20 protein-coding genes are annotated in these 24015 nt (G+C 70.4%); 9 read left to right on the forward strand and 11 right to left on the reverse strand.

The window, feature by feature from the left end; genetic code table 11:
- The gene (locus tag BKA15_RS18160; protein ID WP_179753072.1) at window positions 1–2493 is read left to right on the forward strand and encodes an alpha-L-rhamnosidase; all 2493 of its coding nucleotides are present in this window, start codon (window positions 1–3) and stop codon (window positions 2491–2493) included.
- Between the two features lie 34 nt (window positions 2494–2527).
- On the opposite strand, the gene BKA15_RS18165 is transcribed toward BKA15_RS18160, so the two are convergent.
- The 4 genes from BKA15_RS18165 to BKA15_RS18180 all read right to left on the reverse strand — a co-directional run bounded on the left by BKA15_RS18165 (window position 2528) and on the right by BKA15_RS18180 (window position 7066).
- Window positions 2528–3985, reverse strand: a complete 1458-nt coding sequence (locus tag BKA15_RS18165; protein WP_179753074.1) for an alpha/beta hydrolase — start codon at window positions 3983–3985, stop codon at window positions 2528–2530.
- A 62-nt stretch (window positions 3986–4047) separates the two neighbouring features.
- The gene (locus BKA15_RS18170) at window positions 4048–4704 is read right to left on the reverse strand and encodes a response regulator (protein ID WP_179753076.1); all 657 of its coding nucleotides are present in this window, start codon (window positions 4702–4704) and stop codon (window positions 4048–4050) included.
- Window positions 4701–5879, reverse strand: a complete 1179-nt coding sequence (locus BKA15_RS18175; protein WP_179753078.1) for a sensor histidine kinase — start codon at window positions 5877–5879, stop codon at window positions 4701–4703. The genes BKA15_RS18170 and BKA15_RS18175 overlap by 4 nt, the downstream gene beginning before the upstream one ends.
- A complete protein-coding gene (locus tag BKA15_RS18180; RefSeq protein WP_179753080.1) occupies window positions 5876–7066 on the reverse strand; it encodes a pyridoxal phosphate-dependent aminotransferase in 1191 nt (396 codons plus the stop codon). The genes BKA15_RS18175 and BKA15_RS18180 overlap by 4 nt, the downstream gene beginning before the upstream one ends.
- Before the next feature lie 314 nt (window positions 7067–7380).
- Between BKA15_RS18180 and BKA15_RS18185 the strand changes: the two genes are divergently transcribed.
- Window positions 7381–7818, forward strand: a complete 438-nt coding sequence (locus BKA15_RS18185) for a hypothetical protein (protein WP_179753081.1) — start codon at window positions 7381–7383, stop codon at window positions 7816–7818.
- Here BKA15_RS18185 and BKA15_RS18190 read toward each other — a convergent pair.
- On the reverse strand, window positions 7792–8898 hold the full coding sequence (locus BKA15_RS18190) for an FAD-dependent oxidoreductase (protein ID WP_179753083.1): 1107 nt from the start codon (window positions 8896–8898) through the stop codon (window positions 7792–7794). The genes BKA15_RS18185 and BKA15_RS18190 overlap by 27 nt on opposite strands.
- A gap of 212 nt (window positions 8899–9110) precedes the next feature.
- Between BKA15_RS18190 and BKA15_RS18195 the strand changes: the two genes are divergently transcribed.
- Window positions 9111–10655: an ankyrin repeat domain-containing protein gene (locus tag BKA15_RS18195; RefSeq protein ID WP_179753085.1), complete on the forward strand. Its 1545-nt coding sequence runs from the start codon at window positions 9111–9113 to the stop codon at window positions 10653–10655.
- Between the two features lie 12 nt (window positions 10656–10667).
- On the opposite strand, the gene BKA15_RS18200 is transcribed toward BKA15_RS18195, so the two are convergent.
- On the reverse strand, window positions 10668–11726 hold the full coding sequence (locus tag BKA15_RS18200; RefSeq protein WP_179753087.1) for a DUF6282 family protein: 1059 nt from the start codon (window positions 11724–11726) through the stop codon (window positions 10668–10670).
- Window positions 11727–11887: 161 nt separating this feature from the next.
- Between BKA15_RS18200 and panD the strand changes: the two genes are divergently transcribed.
- From panD to BKA15_RS18225, 5 genes are all read left to right on the forward strand, one after another.
- Window positions 11888–12280: an aspartate 1-decarboxylase gene (panD, locus tag BKA15_RS18205; RefSeq protein ID WP_376766809.1), complete on the forward strand. Its 393-nt coding sequence runs from the start codon at window positions 11888–11890 to the stop codon at window positions 12278–12280.
- On the forward strand, window positions 12280–13140 hold the full coding sequence (panB, locus tag BKA15_RS18210; protein WP_179753091.1) for a 3-methyl-2-oxobutanoate hydroxymethyltransferase: 861 nt from the start codon (window positions 12280–12282) through the stop codon (window positions 13138–13140). Before panD ends, panB begins: the two co-directional genes overlap by 1 nt.
- Window positions 13141–13150: 10 nt before the next feature.
- Entirely contained in the window at window positions 13151–14047 is an 897-nt protein-coding gene (gene panC / locus BKA15_RS18215; RefSeq protein ID WP_179753093.1) for a pantoate--beta-alanine ligase, read from the forward strand.
- A gap of 194 nt (window positions 14048–14241) precedes the next feature.
- The gene (locus tag BKA15_RS18220; RefSeq protein ID WP_218871437.1) at window positions 14242–15426 is read left to right on the forward strand and encodes a L,D-transpeptidase family protein; all 1185 of its coding nucleotides are present in this window, start codon (window positions 14242–14244) and stop codon (window positions 15424–15426) included.
- A 16-nt stretch (window positions 15427–15442) separates the two neighbouring features.
- On the forward strand, window positions 15443–15787 hold the full coding sequence (locus BKA15_RS18225; RefSeq protein WP_179753095.1) for a hypothetical protein: 345 nt from the start codon (window positions 15443–15445) through the stop codon (window positions 15785–15787).
- 13 nt (window positions 15788–15800) lie between these two features.
- On the opposite strand, the gene BKA15_RS18230 is transcribed toward BKA15_RS18225, so the two are convergent.
- Complete coding sequence (locus BKA15_RS18230) at window positions 15801–16976, reverse strand: DUF5005 domain-containing protein (RefSeq protein ID WP_179753096.1); 1176 nt, start codon at window positions 16974–16976, stop codon at window positions 15801–15803.
- A 105-nt stretch (window positions 16977–17081) separates the two neighbouring features.
- On the opposite strand from BKA15_RS18230, the gene BKA15_RS18235 reads away from it, so the two are divergent.
- A complete protein-coding gene (locus BKA15_RS18235) occupies window positions 17082–18095 on the forward strand; it encodes a LacI family DNA-binding transcriptional regulator (RefSeq protein WP_179753098.1) in 1014 nt (337 codons plus the stop codon).
- A 21-nt stretch (window positions 18096–18116) separates the two neighbouring features.
- On the opposite strand, the gene BKA15_RS18240 is transcribed toward BKA15_RS18235, so the two are convergent.
- From BKA15_RS18240 to BKA15_RS18255, 4 genes are all read right to left on the reverse strand, one after another.
- Window positions 18117–18524, reverse strand: a complete 408-nt coding sequence (locus BKA15_RS18240; protein WP_179753100.1) for an NUDIX hydrolase — start codon at window positions 18522–18524, stop codon at window positions 18117–18119.
- Window positions 18521–20164 (reverse strand): long-chain fatty acid--CoA ligase, encoded by a 1644-nt coding sequence (locus BKA15_RS18245; protein WP_218871438.1) that lies wholly within the window; start codon window positions 20162–20164, stop codon window positions 18521–18523. Before BKA15_RS18245 ends, BKA15_RS18240 begins: the two co-directional genes overlap by 4 nt.
- 13 nt (window positions 20165–20177) lie before the next feature.
- The gene (gene ggt, locus BKA15_RS18250; RefSeq protein WP_179753102.1) at window positions 20178–22001 is read right to left on the reverse strand and encodes a gamma-glutamyltransferase; all 1824 of its coding nucleotides are present in this window, start codon (window positions 21999–22001) and stop codon (window positions 20178–20180) included.
- Window positions 22002–22133: 132 nt separating this feature from the next.
- The gene (locus tag BKA15_RS18255; protein WP_179753104.1) at window positions 22134–23894 is read right to left on the reverse strand and encodes an ATP-binding protein; all 1761 of its coding nucleotides are present in this window, start codon (window positions 23892–23894) and stop codon (window positions 22134–22136) included.
- Window positions 23895–24015: the final 121 nt, after the last annotated feature.

Genomic DNA, 24015 nt, shown 5'->3' on the forward strand with positions numbered 1-24015 from the left:
ATGACTCGCCGGCTTCGCGTCGATGATCAAGCCGCACCGCTGGCGGTGGCCGGCGATTGGCCCCGGTTCAGCTGGGCCGGCACCGAGGCGGAGGCCCGAATCCTGGTCTGGCCGGCCGACGACCCTGGGAATCCGGTGTGGCAGGCGACCGACCTGGGCGATCCGGCCACCGGGGTGGAGTACGCGGGCGGCCCGTTGCGGCCGGGCACCAGGTATCGCTGGCGGGTCGAGGCGGGTGCCGAGCGGGCGGAGGCGCAGTTCCGGACCGCGCCGGCCGACTTTCCGACGGTCGGCCGGTGGATCGGCGCACCGGGCGGCGCCGAGTTCGGCGAGCCGGTGCTGCGGCGCACGATCCGGATCGACCGCCCGGTCGCCGAGGCGATCTGGTACGTCTGCGGACTCGGCCTGCAGCGCCCGGCGATCGACGGCCGCCCGGCCAACGACCACCGGCTCAGCCCGCCGTTCGCGGCGTTCGACCGCACGGTCTGGTACGTGCCGAGCGACGTCACCGACCGGCTCGGCCTCGGCGAGCACGAGCTCGAGATCACCCTCGGCAACGGCTTCTTTGCGGTGCCGACGCCCAACGTCTGGAACTGGCACACGCCGCCCTGGCTGGGGCCGCTGCGGGTCGTCGCCGAACTGGAGTTGCGGTACGCCGACGGGAGCCGGGAACTGATCGGGACCGACGAGTCCTGGACCGTGACGCGCGGCGGCACGACACTGAACTGCTACTACGCCGGCGAGGCGTACGACGCGACACTGCCGCCGGGAGACCCGGTGCCGGCGGCCCCGGTCGACCCGCCGGCCGGCGAGCTCCGGCCGCAGGCCCATCCGCCGGTCCGGGTCACCTGGACCGGCGGGCCGACCTGGACCCGGGTCGGCGACTCCTGGGTGGCCGACTTCGGCCGCACCATCGCCGGCTGGGTCCGGCTCCGGACGGACCAGGCGGCCGGCGCCGAGGTCATGATCACCTACGCCGAGGCGGTCGACGAGGACGGGCTGCTCCGGCCGCGCAGCGTGCACGTCGAGGGCGACCGGTTCCAGGTGGACAGCTACCGGGGCAACGGTGAGCTTGATCAACAGTGGCAGCCTCGCTACACGTACAAGGGATTCCGGTATGTCCAGCTGGACGGGCTGACCCACCTGCCCGACGCCCGCACCCTGACCGCCTGCGCCGCGCACAACGACGTCGACCGGGTCGGGGTGTTCGAGTGCTCCGAGCCGCTGTTCGTCACGTTCGCCGACGCGATGGCGCGGACGATCACCAACAACCTGCACCACGTGCCGACCGACACCCCGGTGTACGAGAAGAACGGCTGGACCGGCGACGCCCAGCTCGGCGCGCCGACCATGATCAGTCTGTTCGATGTCCAGTCCCTGTTACGGAAATGGCTCGATGATCTTCGGGACGGGATGACCCCCGAGGGCGCGCTGCCGGTGATCGCGCCGACCGCCGGCTGGGGCTACCACGAGCTGGCTCCGTCGCCGGAATGGACCACCGTCTATCCCTACCTGGTGCGCGAGCTGTACCGCCACTACGGCGACCGTTCGCTGCTCCATGATCACTGGCCGGCCGTGGTCCGCTACCTGGACTGGGAGCTGGCCAAGCTGGTCGACGGGCTGCCGGTGTCGGAACTCGGCGACTATCTCGCGCCGGGCACCCAGGGGAACGGCCCGGACGACTCGGTGCTGACCGCGGCGGCCTTCCTGATCAGGGCACTCCGGTACGCGGTGGAGATCGCAGAACTGATCAACGTGCCGGACCAGGGTGCCCGCTTCGGCACGGCGGCCGACGAGCTTCATGATCGACTTCTGCAGCGCTGCCTGGCGCCGGAGCGGGACGCGATCATCGTGGGTGATCATTACAGCCAGACCGCGAACGCGACGGCGCTGGTGCACGGGCTGATCCCGGACGACGCCGTGCCCGCTGTCGTGGCCCGGCTGGTCGCCGACGTCGAGAGCCGTGGCCGGCACCACAACGTCGGCTGCATCGGGGCCCAGACCCTGCTCAAGGCACTGACTTGGAACGGCCACGGCGAGCTGGCGCTCGCGCTGGCCCGGCAGCGCACGTATCCCAGCTGGGGTTACTGGTTCGACCAGGGTGCGGACACGATGTGGGAGTTCTGGGAGGACTCCACCCGGTCCCGTGATCACTACTTCCACGGCACCGTCGTGCAGTGGCTGATCGAGGACCTGGCCGGCCTGGCCTGCGGTGATCACGGCTGGCGTACGTTCCGGGTCCGGCCCTGGCTGCTCGGCGATCTTGATCATGCCTCGCACGTGATCGACACGGTCCGCGGCCGCGTCGGCGTGCGCTGGTCCCGCACCGACGACCGGGTCGAGCTCGACGTGACCGTACCGCCGGGAGCGACGGCCACCGTCTCGGTGCCCGGCGTCGACCTGGAGTCGCCGGCCGGCGTCGCGGTGGACGCGGCGGGCGAGCTCGTTGTCAGCTCCGGCGTCTGGCGGTTCACCGGGTCGCAGACCGGCTGATCCGCGGCCTGCGTGCGGGAGGCCGGCCGGACCGTCAGCCGGCTCCGGGTTCGGCCGGGCAGGTCAGGGACCGGGCCGGCACCTTCCCCGTCGCGAGATAGCGGTGCACCTGGTCGCGGGCGCACCGGTTCCCGCGCAGATAGACGCCGTGGTAGCTGCCGACGGCGGTGACGAAGCCTGACCCGGGCAGTTGCCGCGCGACCCGACGGCCGTCGGCGACCGGGGTGGCCGAGTCCGCGGTGCCGCCGAGCAACAGCACCGGCGGCAGCCCGGGAGCCCGCAGCCGGTGCGGCCGGTACGGGTCGATGATCGTCAGGCCGACGCAGCGGGCGAAGTCGAGCCGCGGCTGCAGCCAGCCGAGTCTCGGGGCGACGGCCCGCAGCCGGCGTTCGGCAGCCCGGTAGTCGTCGTAGGTCTGCGGCAGCGGGAAGTCGGCGCAGTTCGCGTACCGGTTGATCACCACGTCGTGCGGTGAGTCGTCGTAGCGGAACGCCGCGGCGTCGCCGTGCTCGGCGGCGACGATCGCCTCCGCCAGCGCCGACCAGCTGGGCGAACCGGGCAACTGGTCGACCGACAACACCGTGAAGAGCCGGATCTCGTCGGCGGTGACGGTGACGCCCGGTCCGGCCGACGGCGCCGGCACCGGGTGCTCGGCCGCCTTCGCCATCAGCGCGTCCCAGGCCAGGCGGACGTCTCGCCCGTGCAGCGCACAGGTCGAGGTCGTGGCGCACCAGCGGGCATGGTCGGCGAACGCCTGCTCGATCCGCAGGGCGCGTTCCTTCGAGAGCGCCGCCAGACCGGTTCGGGTGTGGTCGACGACGCTGTCCAGCACCATCCGGCCGACGGTGCGCGGGAACAACTCGGCGTACGCCTGCCCGTACACCGTGCCGTACGAATTTCCGTAGTAGGTCAGGTCGGGCAGGTCCAGCGCGACCCGGACCGCCTCGAGATCATGGGCCACCTGCCAGGCGTTCAGGTGATCGACGACCGGGTCGGTGTCGCGTCGGCAGGCCGCGTCCCAGGCCGCGTTCCGTTCCGCGAACCGCTGCCAGGCGGCCCGGCTGAGGTCGCTCGCGAAGGCCGAGGTGCCGATCCCGTTCGGGCAGGCGTAGTGATGCTGCTCGCCGATCCCGCGCGGGTCGACGCCGACGAGGTCGTACGACTTCCGGAGGTCGGCGAACAACTCGGGGACGGCCCGCAGCACCGGCAGGGTCGGCGCCGGGCCGCCGGTGACGACGAGCAGGGTGCCGCGCTTGGCGGCCTGGTCGAGCGCCGGCAGACGGCCCAACTCGATCGGCGTGCTCGGCCCGTCCGGGTGCCGCCAGTCCAGTGGAGCGGGCATCGTCGCGCACTGCAGTCCGTCAGCACAGTCGACCCACTCGAGGCCCCGCTCCGGTTCGGCCCCCGCCGGCCGGATCGTCATGATCAAGAACGAGTTGATCATGGTCAGGGCGATCATGATCAACAGGGAGCGGCGGAGTGCGGTGGTCATCCTTCGACCGTACGGACCGGGACTCGTCCGGGCATCTGCCGAACGGCATATCTACCGGGCCGCTAGTCCAACTCGGACCAGGTCACCAGGCCGTGCCGGTGGGCAAAGATCGCCGCCTGCACCCGGGTCCCGACCCCGAGCTTGGTCAGCACCCGGGCGACGTGAATCTTCGCTGTGCCGGTGGTGATCACGAGCGCCTCGGCGATCTCGGCGTTGGACCAGCCGCGGGCGATGCCGGTCAGCACCTCGGTCTCGCGCGGCGTGAGCGGCTCGGCCAGCGGCGGCGTCGGCCTGGGCGAGGTCGCCGCGAAGCGGGTGACCAGGCGACGGGTGACCTGCGGATCGATCAGTCCCTGGCCGTCGTACGCGACCCGGACGGCATCGACCAGCAGCGCCGGATCACTGTCCTTGAGCAGGAAGCCGACCGCGCCGGCTCGCAGCGCGCCGTACAGGTGCTCGTCGGTGTCGAACGTGGTCAGCGCGATCACGGCCGGCCGTGGTGTTGACTCCATCAGCCGCTCGATCGCGACGATGCCGCTCATGCCGGGCATCCGGAGGTCCGTCACGACGACGTCCGGGGCGAGCCGGCGGGTTCGATCGAGCAGGTCGCGTCCGTCGACGGCGGCGCCGACGACCTCGAGGTCGGCCGCGGCCGCCAGCAACTGGGTCAGGCCGATCCGGGCGGATTCCTGGTCGTCGGCGAGCAGGACCTTGATCATGGGAACTCCGGTGCGCCGGACGGCGGGAGCACGGCCCGGACCGACCAGCCGTGGGGTTCTCGCGGACCGGCGACGAAGGTGCCGCCGGCCCGGTGCACGCGCTGGGCCATGCCGGCCAGGCCGAAGCCGGCTTTGACCGGCGTACCCGGCCGCCCGGCACCGTTGTCGATCACCGTGACGATCAAGGCGGAGTCGAGTTGCTCTAGGCTGATCCGCACGTCGCCGGCCGCCCCGTGCCGGACCGCGTTCGTCACGGATTCCTGGACGATCCGGAAGGCGTCGTGCGGGATCGCGTCGGCGACCTTGGGGCCGATCGCAACGGTGACGGTACGGTTCCGGTCGCTCGCCTCGCGGGCCAGCGCCTGGAGGTCGGCGACGGGCACCGGCGGGTCGGCGAGATCGGCCTGCAGCAGGCCGAGCAGGCGGCGGATCTCGGCCAGCGCCTGGGCTGAGGTGTCGGCGATCGCCCGCAACGGCTCGGCGGCGGGCGTCGCCGGGTCGGCCAGGGCGCCGACGGCGCGGAGCCGGATCGAGCTCAGGTGGTGGCCGACCGAGTCGTGCACCTCGCGGGCGATCCGGGTGTGGTCCTCGGCCCGGGCCTGCCGATGCGTGATCTCGCGGAGCCGGATCAGTTCGCGGGTACGGTCTCGCTGCAGCCGCAACACCCAGCCGAGGGTGACCGGCAGCAAGGTCGACGAGACCAGCAGGAACAGATCCGACGCCGTGGGCACCTGCCGGCCGATGAAGCCGGTCGCCAGCGTGGCGCAGGCGATGATCGCGGCCAGCAGCAGCCGCCACCAGCCGGTCCGGTAGTACGCCGCCGAGGTGGCCGCGATGAACCCCACGATCACCGGCAGACCCCCGTGGAACAACGGGATCCGCAGCACGAACGCCAAGATCATCACGGCTGCGATCGCCGCGGTCGAGAGGACCGGGAACCGCCGGCGGACCAGCAGCGGCGCGCAGAGCAGGGTGGCGAACCCGATGTGGGTCGCGACCGCGACCGGTGTCGGTGCGGGCAGCGAGTCGGCGAGGGAAAGGCTGAGGGTGTCCAGCAGCGGCAGCAGCAGCACGCAGAGCCAGAGCAGGCCGGCCAGCAGCGCGTCCTTGGCCGGTCCGGGCAGCCGCCGCCAGCCTCCGGTGACCCGCCGCCAAGCTCCCGGCTGCTCGGTCATCGGCCTTGTCGCTGGAAGGTCAGGATCCGGTCGACCGCCTCGGCCACCGCGGCCGGTCCGGCGGCCAGCGAGAGGCGGATCCAGGAGTCGCCGTGGACGCCGTCGAAGTCCAGGCCTGGGGTGACGGCGACGCCCTGGTCGTCCAGCAGGGCCGCCGCCCAGTGGGCGCTGGTCCGGTAGCGCGTCCCCAGTTGATCAGCGATGCTGGCGTAGACGTAGAACGCGCCGTCCACCGGGGCCAGCCCGGACCAGCCCAGGTCGCCGACCGCGTCCAAGATCAACTGGCGGGCTTCGCCGTAGCCGGCGACGGCCGCATCGGCCTCCGCGTACGCGTCCTCGGTGAACGCCTCCAGAGCAGCGTGCTGGGCCGGCACCGGAGGGCAGAGGGCGATGTTCCCGGCCAGGGCGTCGAAGCCGGGCACCAGGTCCTCGGGCAGCACTGTCCAGCCGAGCCGCCAGCCGGTCATGCCCCAGTACTTGGAGAAGGACGAGACGATCACCGATTGTTGATCATGGGCCAGTGCACAGCTGCCGACCGACCCGGTGTAGCTGATCCCGTGGTAGATCTCGTCGCTGACCAGCCGTACCTCATGATCACGGCACCAGCCGGCCAGTGCGGCGAGTTGATCATCGTCGATCATGGTGCCGGTCGGGTTGGCCGGCGAGGCCAGCACCAGCCCGGTCACCGGGCCGTCGGCCAGGGCCCGGTCGAGTTGATCAACACTCGGCTGGAAGCGCAGCTCCGGGCCGCAGTCGAGCTCGACCACGGTGCAGCCGAGCGAGGCCAGGATGTTGCGGTAGGCGGGATAGCCCGGCCGCGCCAGCAGCACCCGGTCCCCGGGGTCGAACGCGGCCAGGAAGGTGTGCAGGAACGCGCCGGACGAACCGGTGGTGATCGCGATCCGAGCCGGGTCGACCTCGAGGCCGTACCAGCGGGCGTAGTGGCCGGCCAGCCGTTCCCGCAGCGGCCGGATCCCGAACGTCTCGCTGTAGCCGAGCGGGATCGGTTCGGTCATCAGTTCGGCCATCCGGCGCCGGACCGGAGTCGGCGCACCCTGCGAGGGTTCGCCCGCGCACAGCGAGATCACCTCCCGGCCGGCGGCGCGCAACTCGGCCACCCGGGCCAGCACGGTCATCACCGTGAACGGCGGCACCTGGGAACGCGAGGACGGGCCGACATGCTGCATGGAGCCAGCCAACCAGATCCGAGCCGGTCCATCCCAGCCGTCACAGCAGCCCCACCACCCGCGAGAAGTTGGCGCTATACCAGAGAAGCTTCTGTGGTAAAGCGACAGTTTTTCACGGGACGTGAAAAACTGCGGGCCGGTTCGGGCGGCGGTTGAGGGCGGGGCGCGCCGGGTCGGGCGGGCCTGGGCGGGCTGGGTGAGTCGGGCGCGGCAGGGCTGGGGGGAGCCGGGGCGGGCGGTGTTCCCCCGGATGGCGCCGCGAACTCGCTGGCTCGGGGGAGGATCGGGTTCGGCGGGCGCGGGAGGGTGGGGTTATGACGTCGCACACGGAGGAACTCGCTGAACGCCGGACCGGGTCGGTCGCGGCCGGTCGGCTCACGACCGCGGCCGGCATCGCCATGCTGGTGATCGCCGCGCTGCATCTGATCACGATGAGCGGGCACGGACTGTGGCCCGGCTGGCTGGCCGGTGATCTGCGGGCGGCGGCTCCGGGTGACTTCGGGCTGGGCGCGTTCTGGGCCGGCATCGGCGGCTTCGCGGTGCCGGTGGCGTTCCTCGGTTTCATGATCATCCGCGTGGCGCGGGAGGGGCGTCGGTGTGGCCCCTGGGTCGGGTACGGGCTGCTCGGCTGGGCCGCGTTCTGCTGCTTCCTGCTCGGGCCGAGCGGGTTCCTCACGTTCGTCGTACCGGCCCTGTTGTTGATCATGGCCGATCTGCTCGGACGGCTACGCCACAACGGATTCCATGGCTGACTGTACGGTCCGCACGGCCGCGACGGCGGCCACCCGGCCGGCCCGGTTGGCGCCGATCGTCGAGGCCGACGGGCCGTACCCGACGAACTGGATCCGGTGATCACGAGCGGCGGTGGTCGGCGTGTGCTGGTCCAGCCGGGCGATCAGCCGGATCCCGCCGCTCGCCTCGCGCAGCCGCAGCGGCGCCAAGTGGCCGACCGACGGCCGGAAGCCGGTGGCCCAGATGATCGCGTCGACCCGCTCGAACCGGCCGTCCGCCCAGCGCACGCCGTCCGGCTCGATCGAAGCGAACATCGGCAGCCGTTGATAGGCGCCCAGCTCCAGGGCTCGCTGCTCCTGCGGGCGCAGCTGCAGGCCTGTCACCGACACCACACTCTGCGGGGGCAGGCCGTTGCGGACCCGTTCCTCGACCAGGGCGACCGCCGCCCGCCCGGCGTCCTCGGTGAACTCCTCGGTCCGCCAGACCGGCGGCCGCCGGGTCACCCAGAGCGTGTCGGCGACCGGAGCCAGTTCGCCGAGCAGCTGCACCGCCGACGCGCCGCCGCCGACCACCACGACCCGTTGCCCGCGGAAGGCCTCCGGTCCGGGGTAGTCGACCGGATGCAGTTGCCGCCCGCGGAACGTCTCCTGTCCCGGGTAGTACGGCAGGAACGGAGTCCGCCAGGTCCCGGTCGCGTTGATCAACGCCCGGGCCCGCCAGTCGCCCCGATCGCTCCGCACCAGCAGCGTTCCTGCTGTCTCGCTCTCGACCCGATCCACGCTCTGTACTCGATCGACGTGGGCCGGCCGGACGATCGGGAGGTCGAACCGCTCCTCGTACCGCTCGAAATAGTCCGGTACGACCTCGCGCGCCGGCCGTCCCTCGTCGTGCGCCGGGACCGCCATCCCGGGCAGCGCGGCGACGCCGTGCACGTCGGCCATGGTGAGCGTCTCCCAACGGTGCTGCCAGGCGCCGCCGGCCCGCGCATTCCCATCCAGGACAACGAAATCGGCGCCGAGCCGACGCAGGTGATAGGCGGCCGAGAGGCCGGCCTGACCGGCCCCGATCACGACGATGTCGATCTCGCGGGGCGCCTCCATGTCCGACACAACCGCGGCCGGCGCCGCCTTGTTCCCGCACCGTGGTGCTTGATCATTCCGGGCGGCGGGGGTTATGGTCAGGACGGTTGATCAGGCAGCCCCCGGTCCGTGGGAAGGGCACAGTCCACCTGAATCTTGATCTTGGAGTTGGCACACACCTGCCTCCTTTCGCCCGACGACACGGACATCGGGCCTGTCGAAAGGAGGTCGGCATGCCGACCAAGACTCTGCCCGACCAACCCCACCTCGATCACCTGCGCCAGCAGGCCAAGGCACTGCAGCGCGCCGTCCGCGCGGGCGACGCCGAGGCCGCCGGACGGGTGGTCGAGCGCTATCCCGGCGGGGTGCCCGCCGACCCGACCGAGTTCGGGCTGAGTGAGGCCCAACTCGTCGTCGCTCGCGAGTACGGCTTTCCCAGCTGGCCGCGGCTGAAGCGCTACCTGGAGACCGTCGCCGAGTTCCGCTGGGACCCGACCGATCCGGGCCAGGGCGTCGCCGACGAGTTCTGCTGGCTCGCCTGCCTCGCGTACTCCAACGTCGACGGCCCGGACCGCTGGGCCCGAGCCGGGGCGCTGCTGGCCGACAACCCCGGGCTCACCAGGGACAACGTCTGGTCCGCCGCCGTGGCCGCAGACCTGACCGAGGTGACTCGGCTGGTCCGGGCAGATCCGTCGCTGGCCACCCGGCGGGGCGGGCCGAACCGGTGGAGCCCGCTGTTCTACCTCGTCTACTCCCGGCTCGATCCCGACGTCTCGGCCGACCGGGTGCTCGGGATTGCCCGACTACTGCTCGACGCCGGTGGCGATCCGAACGAGGGTTACCTGTGGAGCGGCGGGCCGTACGTGTTCACCCTGCTCACCGGCGCGTTCGGCGAGGGTGAGCAGGGCCCGGTCAAGCAGCCGCGGCGCCCGCACTCGCTCGCGCTGGCCCGTCTGCTGCTCGAGGCCGGGGCCGATCCGGTCGACGACCAGACGCTGTACAACCGGCAGTTCCGGCCGGACAACGATCACCTCGAGCTGCTGTTCGCGTACGGCCTCGGCACCGGCGACCGGCCCGGTCCCTGGCGGGAACGGATGGGCGACGTGCACCAGGGTCCGGCCGGCAAGCTCCGGGTCCAGCTGCGCTGGGCGATCGAGCACCGGTTCGCGGACCGGGTCCGGCTGCTGGCCGCCAACGGGGTCGACGTGCGCTCGCCGTACGAGGACGGGCGGACGCCGCTCGGCATCGCCGAGCTGTACGGCGGGCCGGACGTGATCGCCGCGCTCCGGGAGGCCGGGGTCGATCAGCCCACCGCGGAGAATCCGGCGGACGCCCTGGTCGCGGCCGTGTTCCGGGCCGACCGGTCGGCCGTCGAGGCGCTGGCCCGGGACCATCCCGAGGCCGTCGAGGCGATCCGCGGGCCCCGCGGCCGGAACCTGCTGCCCTGGGCCGCCTCGGCGGACGGCCGCAGCGAGACCGTACGGCTGCTGGTCGGGCTCGGCCTCGACGTCAACTCCCTCGGCCGGTCCGACGTGCCGGTCGACGGCGGTTGGCGGGAGACCGGCTGGGGCCAGGCCGGTGCCGAGCGCGGCGGGCATACCGCGCTGCACGAGGCCGCCTATCGCGGCGACGCCGACCTGGTCCGTACCCTGCTCGACCTGGGTGCCGACCCGACGCTGACCGACACCAACCACAACGCCACGGCGCTGGGCTGGGCCGAGCACGCGGCGAGCGAGGGGCAGGACCGGACCGCCGTGATCACGCTGCTCGGCGGCTGAGTCGGCGGCCGGTCAGGTCGGTTCGGGATAGCGGGCGATCCGGCTCCGTGCGGGTTCCTGATCTTGGTCGATGCCGATCAGGCGAGCCGGATTCTCCGCCGTCATGTGACGAATCTGTTCGGTCGAGAAACCGTAGTCCAGCAGCAGCGTGATCCAGGTCCGCATGCCCTGGACGGCGGTGGGCAGATTGCGGACGCCATAGTCGGTGCCGAGCACGATGTGCTCCGGCCCGACTGCGCGGAGCGTCTCGAAGTAGTCCGCGACGGGCTGCCGGGTCTGCGGCAACTCGTGGCCGCGGTCGATGTACTCCCGCTCGACGTAGTAGTGGGTCAGCGGCACGCCGGTCGCGAAGATGTCGACCAGCGCACCCTCGAGGAACACCCCGCGCGCGGCGAGTTCTCGCTGCTCGTCGATGCTGAGCAGGCCACGCGCCGGATGGGCCACCAGCACCTTGGCGATCTTGTACTCGGCGGCCAGCTCGACGATCCGGAACACCTCGTCGTGTGACACATGCCCGGTGTTGAGGTAGACCTCCGGCCGTTCCGCGACCAGTTCCAGGATCTCGGCCAGTTCCTCCGGAATCGTCCCACTGGTGGGGATCCGGACCGCCCGGGACAGTTCGTCCGCGGCGAACTTCGGGTACGCCTGATGCAGCGGGACCCGCTGCCCATCGATCACGGTCGCCTCGCGGGAGGCCTGATGATAGGTGCAGTGTGAGCCGAAACTGATCATCCGGCAGCCACCCTCGATGTGCAGAGCGGTCTTGATCGCGCGCGGGTTCAGCCCGCCGTGACCGGAGTTCATCAGGTAGCCGCCGTAGGTCCGGATGCCCGGCACATGGCGGTTCACCATCCAGGCCGTCCCGGAGGCCCCACCGAAGACGTCGTAGTAGACGATGGCCCGCATTCCGGCCGCTCGCGCCTCCACCGCGATCTCGATCGGGTCGGTGTGGCCGGGATTGGACGACAGCACGGGTCCCGCGTGGACATGACTGTCGATCGCCCCGACGAGGAGCTCGTCCGGCAGCTCCATGGATCGCCAGAAGAAGTCTTCCGGCCCGGGATTGATCATGCGCTCATCCTCCTCGCCCCGCCCGAACCGAGGAACTCGGGGGTACGGTCCTGACGGCTCCGGGAGCGGGCAGTGGACACGAGGTCCTAAGCTTGGGTGCTGTGTTGGAACCAACCGCCTCGGGGCCGACCCCTGAGGAGCCGTGACCGTTGCTACGCACCATGTTCAAGTCGAAGATCCATCGCGCCACGGTGACCCAGGCGGACCTGAACTACATCGGTTCGCTCACGGTCGACGAGGACCTGATGGACGCGGCGGACCTGCTGCCCGGCGAACAGGTCTCGGTGGTCGACATCACCAATGGGGCGCGGCTGGAGACGTACCTGATCCCCGGCGAGCGCGGCTCCGGGGTGATCGGCGTCAACGGCGCGGCGGCGCACCTGGTGCAGGTCGGTGACCTGGTGATCGTCATCTCCTATGCGGCGATGACCGACGAGGAGGCCCGCAGCTACGATCCGACCGTCGTTCACGTCGACGCCGGCAACGCGATCATCACCGTCGGCCACGACCCCGCCGAGGCCGCGCCCGGCCTCGTCCTGCAGCGGGACGGCTGATGCCCGAACCCGCCCCGTACGGCCCGTCCGCGGACCCTGCCCAACGCAGGGTTCGGATCGGTGACCTGCAGCGAGCCAAGCAGGACGGCCGGCCGTGGGCGATGCTGACCAGCTACGACCAGTACACCGCCGCGATCTTCGAGTCGGCCGGGATCGACGTGCTGCTGGTCGGCGACTCGGCCGCCAACAACGTGTACGGCTACGAGACCACGATCGGCGTCACCGTCGAGGAACTGGTCCCGCTGGCCCGGGCCGTCGTCCGGGCCACCCGCCGGGCGTTCGTCGTGGCGGATCTACCGTTCGGTTCGTACGAGAGCGGGCCGGAGCAGGCCCTCGCCACGGCGGTCCGGTTCCTCAAGAAGACCGGCTGCCATGCGGTGAAGGTTGAGGGCGGCGTCCGTACCGCGCCGCAGATCGAGGCGATCACCGCCGCCGGGATCCCGGTGATGGCGCACATCGGATTCACGCCGCAGAGCGAGCACGCGCTCGGCGGCTACCGGGTGCAGGGCCGCGGGGTCGCCGCGGAGGCACTGCTGGCCGACGCGCACGCGGTGGCCACGGCGGGCGCCTTCGCTGTCGTACTCGAGATGGTGCCCGGTGAACTGGCCGGCCGGGTGACCAAGGAACTGTCCATTCCCACCGTCGGCATCGGCGCCGGCCCGGAGTGCGACGCCCAGGTGCTGGTCTGGCAGGACCTCGCCGGGCTGCGCACCGGCCCGCTGCCGCGCTTCGTCAAGCAGTACGCCGACCTCGCCGGCGAGCTGCGGCGGGCCGCGGAGACGTACGCGGGCGACGTGCGGGAGGGCAGGTTTCCCACTGCCGAGCACACCTTCGGCAACGGCCGGACGAATCCTTCCTAGGGGACGCAGCATGAAAGTCATTCACTCGATCCACGAACTGGAGCTGGCCCGGGCCCAACTCGGCGACGCCCAGGTCGGCCTGGTGCCGACGATGGGCGCGCTGCACCCGGGGCACCTGTCGCTGGTCGAGATCGCTCGCAAGCTGACCGACGTCGTCGTGCTGAGCATCTTCGTCAACCCGCTCCAGTTCGGGCCGGAGGAGGACTACGCCCGCTATCCGCGGCCGCTGCAGCAGGACCTCGAGGCCTGCGAGAAGGCCGGTGTCGAGATCGTCTTCAACCCGGGCGTCAACGACCTGTTCCCGGCGGCGCGACAGGTGAGCGTGCAGGCCGGGTCGCTCGGCGCCGTGTTCGAGGGGGCGTCGCGGCCCGGGCACTTCGACGGGATGCTGACAGTCGTCCTGAAGCTGCTCAACCTGGTCCAGCCGACCATCGCGCTGTTCGGCCGGAAGGACGCGCAGCAACTGGCCAGCGTGAAGCGGATGGTGACCGACCTCAACGTCGACGTCGAGATCGTGCCGGCGCCGATCGTCCGGGAGGCCGACGGGCTGGCGATGTCGAGCCGGAACCAGTACCTGTCGCCGCCGGACCGGCAGTCCGCGCAGGCGCTCTGGCGCGCGCTGAAGGCGGCCAGCGGTGAGGTGACCGCGTCGGCCGCCCGGCGTACGGCGCTGGAGGTGCTCGACCAGGCCGCCCTGGACAACCCGAACTTCGTCCTCGACTACGCCGAGGTGGTCGACCCCGACACCTTCGCGGTCCTGGACGACGAGGACAGCGGCCCGGCCCTGCTCGCCGCCGCCGCGCTGGTCGGCACCACCCGGCTGATCGACAACGTCGAGCTCACCCTCGCCGCCCCGACCGAGGACGACTCCGCCGACAACCGCGTAGGTGCCGCCCGGACTTCATAGCCGTTCCGGAGTGACATTCGGCCGCGTGTGACCGGCGGAAATTCACAGCGGTCGATACCGGTCGCGTCACGACACGCCGCGAAACCTCGTGCCACTGTGGCCCGTCCGTGTAACTTCTGTGACTGGTGTGACGCATGAGTTGCGGGAAACTTGCACGCGACGAGCGTCCCGGTCGAAGGGGAGGCCGTACTCACATGGTCGTTGTCGCTGACCGGCTCCGTCGCGGGATCCGGATCCTGGCCGGGCTGGCCGTCGGCGGATCGCTGCTGGTCGCCGGCTGCGGCTCGCAGGTCCAGTTCGCCGACCCGCTGGCCGGCCAGCCCACGCCGGTCGCCCGCCCGGCGGTGAGGCCGCCCGGACCGGTCGCCCCGACCCCCACGCCAATCACGCCGACGCCCTCGGCGTCGACCCCGTCAACCACAACTCCGACGCCGTCCGCGTCGACGCCCACACCGACGCCGCCGATGACGCCGAAGCCCACGGAAGCGCCGAAACCGAAGGCGATCCTGGCCGCCGGCGACTCCGGTGATCAGGTACGGGAGCTGCAGGCGAGGCTGAAGCAGCTGGAATGGTTCGCCGAGAAGATCACCGGAAACTACGGCCCGGTCACCGCGGCCGCCGTCAAGGGATTCCAGGAGAAGCGCGAACTCCTCACCACCGGGGAGGTCGACCAGAAGACGTGGGACGCCCTGCTCGACCGGACCCGTACGCCCACCAAGGCCGAACTCGCCGACAAGCCCGCCAAGCCGGCGATCCTGTCCCGCGGCGACGCCGGCGACCAGGTGAAGGAGCTGCAGGCCCGGCTGAAGCAGCTCGACTGGTTCGACGAGTTGATCACCGGAACGTACGGCCCGGTCACCGAGGCCGGCGTGGAAGGCTTCCAGGAGAAGCGGAAGCTCGACGTGACCGGCGCCGTGGATCAGAAGACCTGGGACACGCTGCTCGGCCTGACCCGCAAGCCGACCGCGGCCGAACTGGCCGACGCCGTCCCGACCGGCTCCGCCAAGGACCTCGACGAACGCTGCCTGACCGGCCGCGCGATCTGCATCAGCAAGCGCACCAACCACCTGGTCTGGCTGATCAACGGCAAGCCCAAGCTCGAGATGGACGTCCGGTTCGGCTCCGACGAACTGCCCACCCGCGAGGGCACGTTCTCCGTTCTGCGCAAGAAGAAGGACGTGATCTCGAACCTGTACCACACGAAGATGCCGTACTCGATGTTCTTCAGCGGCGGCCAGGCCGTGCACTACTCGGCCGACTTCGCCGCCCGCGGCTACAACGGCGCCTCGCACGGCTGCGTGAACGTACGGAACTGGGACGCGATCGTCGCCCTCTACGCGCAGGCCCGGGTCGGCGACAAGGTGATCGTCTACTCCTGATCAGGCAGCGGCTGGGATGTACCAGGCGGATGATGATCATCATGAGCACCCGAATCCCGGCCGTCCTCCTCATCCTGGCGGCAGCGGGATGCACGAACAGTCCACCGCCGGATCCATCGCCCGGCTCATCGACGCCGCCGGCTGTGTGACCGTGGGCGGGGACGAGTATGTGCTGGTGGCGCCGCCAGGCTCCAAGCTTGTTGCCGACGGGACTGCCATCGAGATGCCCGGATATGGCGTCATCGCGTTGGGTGCGGTGCTGGAGGCAACCGGCGGCGTCGACGAGGACGTCGTCGACCCGCCAGAGCACCTGCGGGGCTGCGCGGGTCGCTACTTCGTCGAGCTCGCCCGGAAGCAGTGATCCATGATCATGATCAGAAGCGGATGGTAACGAATCGCGGCCGGTTGTTGTTGGCGTTCGCCAGCAGGTCCTCGCCCTTCTCGCTGTTGACGTTGTACGAGATCACCAGTTCGCCGGGCTTGCTGAGGCCGGGATGGGCGGCCACGTTGTACGGCGCGTACAGGTTGCCGACGCCGCCCTCGGGCGCGGTGTAGACGGCGGTCCGCGGACTCCATGGGCCGAGCGGGGTCGGCGCCGTCGAGACGTAGATCCGGTGGTCGGTGAAGATCGCTCGCGACGTCGTGGTCAGCACGAACTGGCCGCCCATCGGGGTGATGCTGTACGAGGCGCCGACGTCGGTCGTGATCGCCACCGTGGAGTCGGGATCGGACGACCAGCCGGAGCCGGTCCAGAACTCCCAGTCCTTCCCGGTCAGGGCACCCGCGCGGGCGCGCGCCAGATGGATGGAGCTGTCCTTGAGCCCGTACACGTAGGTGTGCCGGCCGCACTGGACCAACTCAGTGCCCCAGCTGACGCCGCCGGCGGCGCCGTAGGTGGTCGTGATCTCCCGGACCTTGAAGTCCCTCGAGTAGGTGACGATGTCGGTGCTGATCCAGCCGAAGTTCCAGGGCGGCTCGCCGTCGGTCTTCCCGGTCCGGTACTCGAACACCCGCAGTTGGCCACCGTCGACGATGCCGTCGCCGTTCCAGTACCAGGGGTCGCCGTTGACGGCGCCCGGCGGGTCGGCGATCGACGTCGGGTCCTCCCGGGTGCCGCCGGTGATCGTGGTGTCCGGCAGCCCGTCCCGGCCGCCGAGCAGGATCGACCCGTGGATGAAGCCGGGCTCGGTCATGCTCTCGTCCGGGTTGACCGGGCCGAGGAACGTGTCGTTCATCAGCCAGACCACGCCCTTCCCGGGCACCGTCGTCGAGTAGACCCCGTCGGAGGCGGCCCAGCCGCCCCGGTTCGGCCAACCGCCGCCGTTGTTGCCGAACGTCCGGAACGCCTCGGTCACCTCGGTGTTCGCGGTGGCGGTCGGCGCGCCGAGCGGCTCGTCCGAGTGGTACGGGGCTCCGGCGCTGCACCGCTCAGCCGGTACGGTCCCGGCGGCCGAACCGGTCGTCTCGGCGAGCGCCGACGGACCGAGCAGGCCGCACAGGGTGACGCCGGCGAGTAGCGCGGCGCCCACGGTCTTCGGAGATCCAGCCATGGCAGGTGGTCCTTCCCGATCACGAAATGTCAACGTTGTCATCGCGGTGAGACGACCTTAGGCGGGTGCCGTTTCGGGTGTCAACGATCGGCTTAGAATCCCGAGATGACCACCGAGCCGCCCGTGCCGCGGCGACCGCGGCTGCAGGAGGTTTCGGAGGCGGCCGGGGTCAGCATCAAGACCGCGTCGCGGGCACTCCGCGGCGACGCGGCCGTGCGGGAGTCCACCCGGCAGCGGGTCGTCGCGGAGGCGGACCGGCTCGGCTTCCGGCTGAACGACGTGGCCGCCGGGCTGCGCCGCAAGAGCCAGGCGATGACGACGATCGGCGTCACGCTGGGCGACTGCATGAACCCGTTCTTCGCCCCGATCCTGCGCGGCATCCATGCGGTCGCCGCCGAACGCGGCTACCTGGTGCTGACCGCCGACGCGCAGAACGATCCCGACCTGGAACGCCGCCAGATCCGGTCGTTCTTCGAGCACCGGGTCGCCGGGCTGGTCATCGCGCCGGTCGGCGATGATCTTGGTTATCTGGCCCACGAGGCCGCGTACGGTTCGGCGATCGTGTTCGTCGACTCGCCGCCGCCCGGTCTCGGCGCTTCGATGGACTCCGTCACCACCACCAACGAGGCCAGCACCCGGCAGGGCGTCGAGCACCTGCTGGCGGCCGGCCGGCGGCGGATCGGCTACCTCGGCCACCCCCGCCGGGGCAGTGGCGCGCAGGAGCGCTGGGCCGGCTACGTCGCCGCGCTGACCGCCGCCGGGCTGCCCGTCGATCCCGCGCTGGTCCGGGACGAGTTGATCACCGAGGAGGACGCCCGGCGGGCCGCCGGAGATTTGTTGATCAAGGCCGAACCGGACGCGATCTTCGTCGACAACAACCGCCTCTGCGTCGGCCTGATCCAATCCGCGGCCTTCGCCGAGACCCGCCCGGACGTGGTCAGCTTCGACGACTTCCCGTTGGCCGCGGCCTTCGGGATCACGGTGATCGACAGCCTCCCGTACGAGGTCGGGAGGGCCGGCGCCGAACTCCTCTTCGACCGCCTGACCGACCCCGCCGCGCCCCCGCGCCGCCGCGAACTCGAGGCGACATTGATCATCAACGCCGAGCGCAGTTATTAGGACGTGCCCAACGTTGTGGCGCTAGGGCAGGCGGCCGTTCTCGTGCAAGGCGTCGAAGACCAGGGCGTCCACGACGGACACCCGATCCCGATCCGCATAACGGAACCACGCCTTCTCCGCGATCTCACGCGCGGGCACCAGCTCGCCGCGATGATCGGCGGCGTAGCAGATCATCCGGAACGGCCCGTGGGCCGAGTGGCCGGGCGGGATCTCGGCGGTGTGGACGTGCTGCATCGTGTCCGGATCGATCACGGCCTGGAGCTCCTCGTCGATCTCCCGGACCAGTGTCTGGCTGTCGGTCTCGCCCTCCTCGCGCATGCCGCCGGGCAGATAGAACCGGTCCCGGCCGTGCACCCGGGTCACCAGAAGTTGATCATCCCGGAGCAGGATCCAGGCCACCTTCTCCCGTACTCGATGATCATTGATCATGAGTCGGCGGTCAGCGTCGTCACGTCGAGCTCCTGCTCGCGGTAGGACCGGCGGAGCCGCTTCTTGTCGAACTTGCCGACGCTGGTCTTCGGGATCTCCGCCACGATCGTCCACCGCTCCGGCAACTGCCAGCGGGCCACCTTGTCGGTCAGGAACTCCCGCAGCTCCTCGAACGTGACCGCCGCGCCCTCCCGGACCACGACGGCGGCCAACGGGCGTTCGCCCCACTTCTCGTCCGGTACGCCGACGACGGACGCCTCGACCACGTCGGGATGGGCCGCGAGCTGGCCCTCCAGTTCCACCGAGCTGATCCACTCGCCGCCGGACTTGATCACGTCCTTCGACCGGTCGGTCAGCCGCAGGTAGCCGTCCGGGCTGATCACGCCGACGTCGCCGGTGCGCAGCCAGCCGTCGTGGAACCTCTCCTGATCATCGACGCCGTAGTAGGCGTCGGCCACCCACGGACCGCGGACCTCAAGTTCGCCGACCGACTCGTCGTCCCAGGGCAGCTCGTCGCCGTCCGGCCCGATCAGCCGTGGCTCGACCGACGCGACGAACCGGCCCTGGCTGAGCCGGTAGCGCTCTTCGTCGACCGGGGCCGCGCCGGCCGGCGGCCGGGCCAGGGTGCCGAGCGGGCTCATCTCGGTCATTCCCCAGGCGTGCACCATGGTGATGCCGCGATTGCCGTACGCCCGCAGCATGCCCGGCGGCAGCGCCGAGCCGCCGACCACCAGTTCCTCGATCGACGACACGTCGACGTCCGGGTTCGCGGCCAGGTGTTGCAGCAGGCCGGCCCACACCGTCGGCACCCCGGCGCCCTTGTTGGGCCGGGCCTCGGCGATGAACCGGGCCAGCGGCTCCGGTGCCAGGAAGCGGTCCGGCATCGCCATCGAGCAGCCGGTCGCGAACGCCGCGTACGGCAGTCCCCAGGCGAGCACGTGGAACTGCGGGACGACGCCGAGGATCAGGTCGCGGGAGGACAGCCCGAACACGTCCGGCAGCGATTCGCCCAGCGCATGCAGGTAGATCGAGCGGTGGCTGTAGACCACGCCCTTGGGATCGCCGGTGGTGCCGGACGTGTAGCACATCGCGGCGCCGCTGCGCTCGTCGACGTCGGGCCAGTCGTACGTCGTCGACCTGTCCTTGATCAACTCCTCGTACGAGAGCACGGCGACGTCAAGATCATCGAACACGGCGAGATCGGCCCCGTCGCCGGCGACGATCACGTGCTCGACCTTCGGCAGCGCGGGCAGCAGCTTGGCGAAGCCCGGCACCAGTGAGTCGTCGACGATGATCACCCGGTCGCCGGCGTGGTTCGCGGTGAAGATCAACTGCTCCGGGAACAGCCGGATGTTGAGCGGGTGCACCACCGCGCCCATCGACGGCACCGCGAGGTAGGCCTCGACGTGCCGGTCGTTGTTCCAGAGGAACGTGCCGACCCGGTCGCCGCTGCCGATGCCGAGCTCGCGCAGGCCGTGGGCCAGTTGCGCGGCCCGCGCCCCGGTCTCGGCGAACGTCCGCGTCCGTACCCCTTCATCGGTCGCCGTCACGACCCGGCTGGACCCGTGGATCCGGGCCCCGTGCTCGAGCAGCCGCCGGACCTGCAGCGGCACGTCCATCATCGTGCTGGCGAAACTCATCCCCGGCTCCTTCTCAGTCCGGCCGGACGACGCGGGCCGCGCCGCCGCCCCCGCGTTCGGTCTCGGCCGCAGCGGTCAGCCGACGCCCGTCGACGGCGATGCCGGAGGCGTTGCCGATCCAGGTCGCCGCCGCGAGATCGTGCCCGAGCGACCGCAAAGCAGCGCCGGTCTCGGAGTCCACCAGGCCGAGGTCGCCCTGCTCGGTGCCGTTGCGCGAGCTCAGCCGGGGCGTCGCGATTGCCTCGACCAGCGGCAGCCCGCGCCCCAGGTGCCCGGCAATGATCTGGGCCACGCTGGTGATGATCGTCGCGCCGCCTGGGGTGCCGACCGCGAGCACCGGCTGGTCGCCCTCGAGGACGATCGTCGGGCTCATCGAGGACCGCGGCCGTTTGCCCGGGCCGGGCAGGTTCGGGTCCGGCACGCCCGGTGTCACGGGGACGAAGTTGAAGTCGGTCAGCTCGTTGTTGAGCAGGAAGCCGTGGCCCGGCACGGTGATCCCGGAGCCGCCGGTCTGCTCGATGGTCAGCGTGTACGCGACCACGTTGCCCCACCGGTCGACCGCGTTGAGGTGGGTCGTCGAGCGCCCCTCGTACGGTTCGGACTGCCGGTCGCCGGTGCCCGGCGGGTCGTCGTAGTCGCCGTCCGGGAAGCCGAACGGGATCGGCCGCGGCTGCGCCTTGTCCGGGTCGAACAGCTTGGCCCGCTCGTGCGCGAACCCCTTGCTGAGCAGTTCCTTCACCGGCACGGCGGGCACGTCGCCGACCCAGCGGTTCCGGTCGGCGAACGCGGTCGCGCAGGCCTCCGAGAACTGGTGCAGATACTCCACCTCGGTCAGCTCGGACAGCGGCAGCCCGGACACCTCGAGGTAGGCGTCGAGCAGGTTGAGCACCGCGCCGACCGCGATCCCGCCGGAGCTCGGCACGCTCATCCCGTACACGTCGAGATGGCCGAACTTGCTCTTGGTCGGCTGCTGCACCGGCGCCGAATAGCGGCGCAGGTCGCCCGGCGTGATCTTGCCGCCGAGCACCTCGACGCCCGGCGCCGTCGACGGCCGGCGGGCCTCGGAGACCACGGCGCGGGCCAGCCGGCCGCGGTAGAAGTCGCCGATCCCGCACTCCCGGAGCCGCCGGTAGGTGTCGGCCAGGTCCGGGTTGCGCAGCGCACTGCCGACCTCGGGTACCTCGCCGCCGGGCAGGAAGACCCGGACCGTCTCGGGGAACATCGCGAACCGCTCGGCGTTGGCCGCGGTCTGGGAGTTGAAGTTCGCGTCGACGACGAAACCGCGCCGGGCCAGCTCCTCGGCGGGCCGGAGCAGGTCGGCCAGCCGCCGGGTGCCGAACCGGCGGGCGGCGACCGCCCAGGTGGCCGGCGTGCCGGGGACGCCGACCGACAGTCCGGAACTGACCACCGTGGCGAAGTCGAGCGGCTTGCCGTTGCTGTCGGTGAACTGATCTTCGGTGAAGCTCGCCGGTGCGGTCTCGCGGCCGTTGATCGTTCTGATCTTGCGGCTGCGCGCGTCGTAGAAGACGAAGAAGCCGCCACCGCCGAGCCCGCAGGAGTACGGCTCCGTGACGCCGAGCGTCGCCGCCATCGCGATCGCCGCGTCGGCCGCGTTGCCGCCGGCCTGGAGCACCTTGATCCCGACGTCGCTCGCGTACGGGTCGACCGAGGCCACCGCCCCGCCGCGCCCGATCGCCTCCCGGACCTTGATCGGTTCCGGCACCGGCCCGCCACCGCCGCGGTCTGCCCGCGCCACCGGGACGCCGATCATGGTCGTACCGACTGCCGCCGAAGCTCCGGCCGCGATCAGGGTTCGTCGGGACACTCGATCGGACATCGCCGTCTCCTTCGGTTCGCAGGCTCCCATTCTTGGCAGATCTGGTGCCCGTGCCAAGTGGCGACGCGCGATCGTCCGGCGGGTCGGATCAAGATCGACCTGGATGTTGGCCTGTTCAAACCTTCCGGATCGTCATCGGGTCCGAAGGTACTTACGGCTCCTACTCGTTGCTGGGGCCGTCGGTGTCACATGGCCGTCGCCGATGAGGCGGCGAAGGATCGGGCGCAGCGTGTTCGGAGACTTGCCAACCGCCGCCGACAGCTCGTGGATATCCAAGGGCGACTCCGCCGACAAGGCGGCTATGACTTGCTCGTCCGACGTACGAAGTCGCGGTTCATCGCTCCACAGTTCGTAGCTCTCGCCGCCGATGAAGCGGAGCAGGCCTCGATTGCTGAGGTCGCTGAGTAGTTGGCGGATGTCGTCGGAATCAAGGCGCAGAAGGTCGCGAAGGTCCGTGACGCCCACCTTCCCCTCCCTCTTGGCGACAAGGAGGGCGGCGTCGTCGTAGTCGCTGAGGGGATCGGTGCTGAGCCCGCCGAGCCAGGCGCGAAGGGCCGGGATCTCGGCACCGTGACGACGCAGCTCAACCACAACCTGGTCGGGCGAGATTCGGAACCGGGGGCGGTCGAGCGCGTGAGCTTCCATTTCGTGAATCATCATCTTGATCCCGCCACCTTGGCCCTCGACGGTGACGCCGGCGGTGTCGGCGACCGGCACGCTTTGAAGCAACTGCATCAGCGTCTGGTTCCGGCAGCGAGAGATTCCGTCGTCGAGACTTTCGAGTGTCTTGCCGCCCCACAGGCCTCCTGGGTTGGTGACGACGACGCGATTGGGGTAGACGTCGACGGTGACGGGCTGGCCCTGAAACAGTTGGTGGTATTCACGATGCACGGCTGCATTGGCGATGGCTTCGCGGAGGACCTCCCGGGGAATCTCAAGGTGGTCGACACGTGCAGTTCCCTCAACCGTCGAGTAGGTTCGCAGATTGCGGGCCGTCACAGAGACCGCCTGGTCGATGGCTTCAGCGAGGGGCCCTTCGCACTGTTCTCGATCGATGAAACGCACCGGTTCGCCCGGAGCCGACTTCTCGTTCGCGGGGTGGACCGTGACATCGATCAGGAGCCGGGGAAGAAACTGTTGTGGATAACGCCCGACCACCAGCAGGCCGGCCAGGCGCACGATGCCGTCTTTCGTGGTGACGTTGAGGCGAGACAGTTGCTCTGCGCGGCCCTTGGCACCCCGGAGTGCTTTGGAACCTTTACGCCTGTCCAGCAGGGCTTCCACCAGTGCATCGTCAAGGTCGTCGATCTCGGCCTCGCTGACAGGGCGCCGGTCAGTGTCCTGCGATGTGAGGGCGACCTGCATCTCAAAGATCTCGGAAGCGGAGAGCTTGATGTCCTTGTCATCAACGCGCTTGAAGCTTCCGCCTTGGACTCCCTTCGCCCGGACGTAACAGGGCTTGCTTCCGAGGTCGTTCTCGGCAACCTCAACCAGCAAGACTGGAGCCCCGTCCACCTCGCCTCGCTCGATTGCGTAACTGGGCGGCTTGACGAGCCGGCCGGGTGAGCCGCCGTCGCCGATGCCGTCGACGAACTGGTCTCGTACGCGGTCGAGATTGAAGCCGGGTGCCGGTGCGAATCCGGACTCCTGATCCAAGCCGAGGAGCAGCATTCCGCCGCTGGTGTTGGCGAACGCACTGACGGAATCCCAAACGGCACTTCCTAGATCGGAAGTACATGCTTTGACTTCACACCGTGCGTCGTCGTTGCGCTGTATCCGGAGTTGGCGCACAAGCTGGTCGAGCTGGTCTGGATGCACGCTCTCCCTCCCCACCGAATCCTCACTGTAGTTTCGTGAGGGCCTCACTGTATCAATGAAGCCCTCAATGAGCATCAGTGAGACTGTTCAGGGTGAGTCTGGCCAACGTCGCCGCCGAGATCCCGCTCGATGATCATCAGACCAACCACCGGCACGCGGCCGGACAGGCTGCGGCGCTCACCGAGCATCTGGAGCA

The organism is Microlunatus parietis, from assembly GCF_013407955.1.
Lineage (GTDB): Bacteria > Actinomycetota > Actinomycetes > Propionibacteriales > Propionibacteriaceae > Microlunatus > Microlunatus parietis.

Coding starts and splice junctions, on each gene's coding strand:
- BKA15_RS18160 (WP_179753072.1), top strand. CDS start 1: ATGACTCGCCGGCTTCGCGTCGATGATCAAGCCGCACCGCTGGCGGTG.
- BKA15_RS18165 (WP_179753074.1), bottom strand. CDS start 3,985: ATGACCACCGCACTCCGCCGCTCCCTGTTGATCATGATCGCCCTGACC.
- BKA15_RS18170 (WP_179753076.1), bottom strand. CDS start 4,704: ATGATCAAGGTCCTGCTCGCCGACGACCAGGAATCCGCCCGGATCGGC.
- BKA15_RS18175 (WP_179753078.1), bottom strand. CDS start 5,879: ATGACCGAGCAGCCGGGAGCTTGGCGGCGGGTCACCGGAGGCTGGCGG.
- BKA15_RS18180 (WP_179753080.1), bottom strand. CDS start 7,066: ATGCAGCATGTCGGCCCGTCCTCGCGTTCCCAGGTGCCGCCGTTCACG.
- BKA15_RS18185 (WP_179753081.1), top strand. CDS start 7,381: ATGACGTCGCACACGGAGGAACTCGCTGAACGCCGGACCGGGTCGGTC.
- BKA15_RS18190 (WP_179753083.1), bottom strand. CDS start 8,898: ATGGAGGCGCCCCGCGAGATCGACATCGTCGTGATCGGGGCCGGTCAG.
- BKA15_RS18195 (WP_179753085.1), top strand. CDS start 9,111: ATGCCGACCAAGACTCTGCCCGACCAACCCCACCTCGATCACCTGCGC.
- BKA15_RS18200 (WP_179753087.1), bottom strand. CDS start 11,726: ATGATCAATCCCGGGCCGGAAGACTTCTTCTGGCGATCCATGGAGCTG.
- panD (WP_376766809.1), top strand. CDS start 11,888: ATGTTCAAGTCGAAGATCCATCGCGCCACGGTGACCCAGGCGGACCTG.
- panB (WP_179753091.1), top strand. CDS start 12,280: ATGCCCGAACCCGCCCCGTACGGCCCGTCCGCGGACCCTGCCCAACGC.
- panC (WP_179753093.1), top strand. CDS start 13,151: ATGAAAGTCATTCACTCGATCCACGAACTGGAGCTGGCCCGGGCCCAA.
- BKA15_RS18220 (WP_218871437.1), top strand. CDS start 14,242: ATGGTCGTTGTCGCTGACCGGCTCCGTCGCGGGATCCGGATCCTGGCC.
- BKA15_RS18225 (WP_179753095.1), top strand. CDS start 15,443: ATGTACCAGGCGGATGATGATCATCATGAGCACCCGAATCCCGGCCGT.
- BKA15_RS18230 (WP_179753096.1), bottom strand. CDS start 16,976: ATGGCTGGATCTCCGAAGACCGTGGGCGCCGCGCTACTCGCCGGCGTC.
- BKA15_RS18235 (WP_179753098.1), top strand. CDS start 17,082: ATGACCACCGAGCCGCCCGTGCCGCGGCGACCGCGGCTGCAGGAGGTT.
- BKA15_RS18240 (WP_179753100.1), bottom strand. CDS start 18,524: ATGATCAATGATCATCGAGTACGGGAGAAGGTGGCCTGGATCCTGCTC.
- BKA15_RS18245 (WP_218871438.1), bottom strand. CDS start 20,164: ATGAGTTTCGCCAGCACGATGATGGACGTGCCGCTGCAGGTCCGGCGG.
- ggt (WP_179753102.1), bottom strand. CDS start 22,001: ATGTCCGATCGAGTGTCCCGACGAACCCTGATCGCGGCCGGAGCTTCG.
- BKA15_RS18255 (WP_179753104.1), bottom strand. CDS start 23,894: ATGCTCATTGAGGGCTTCATTGATACAGTGAGGCCCTCACGAAACTAC.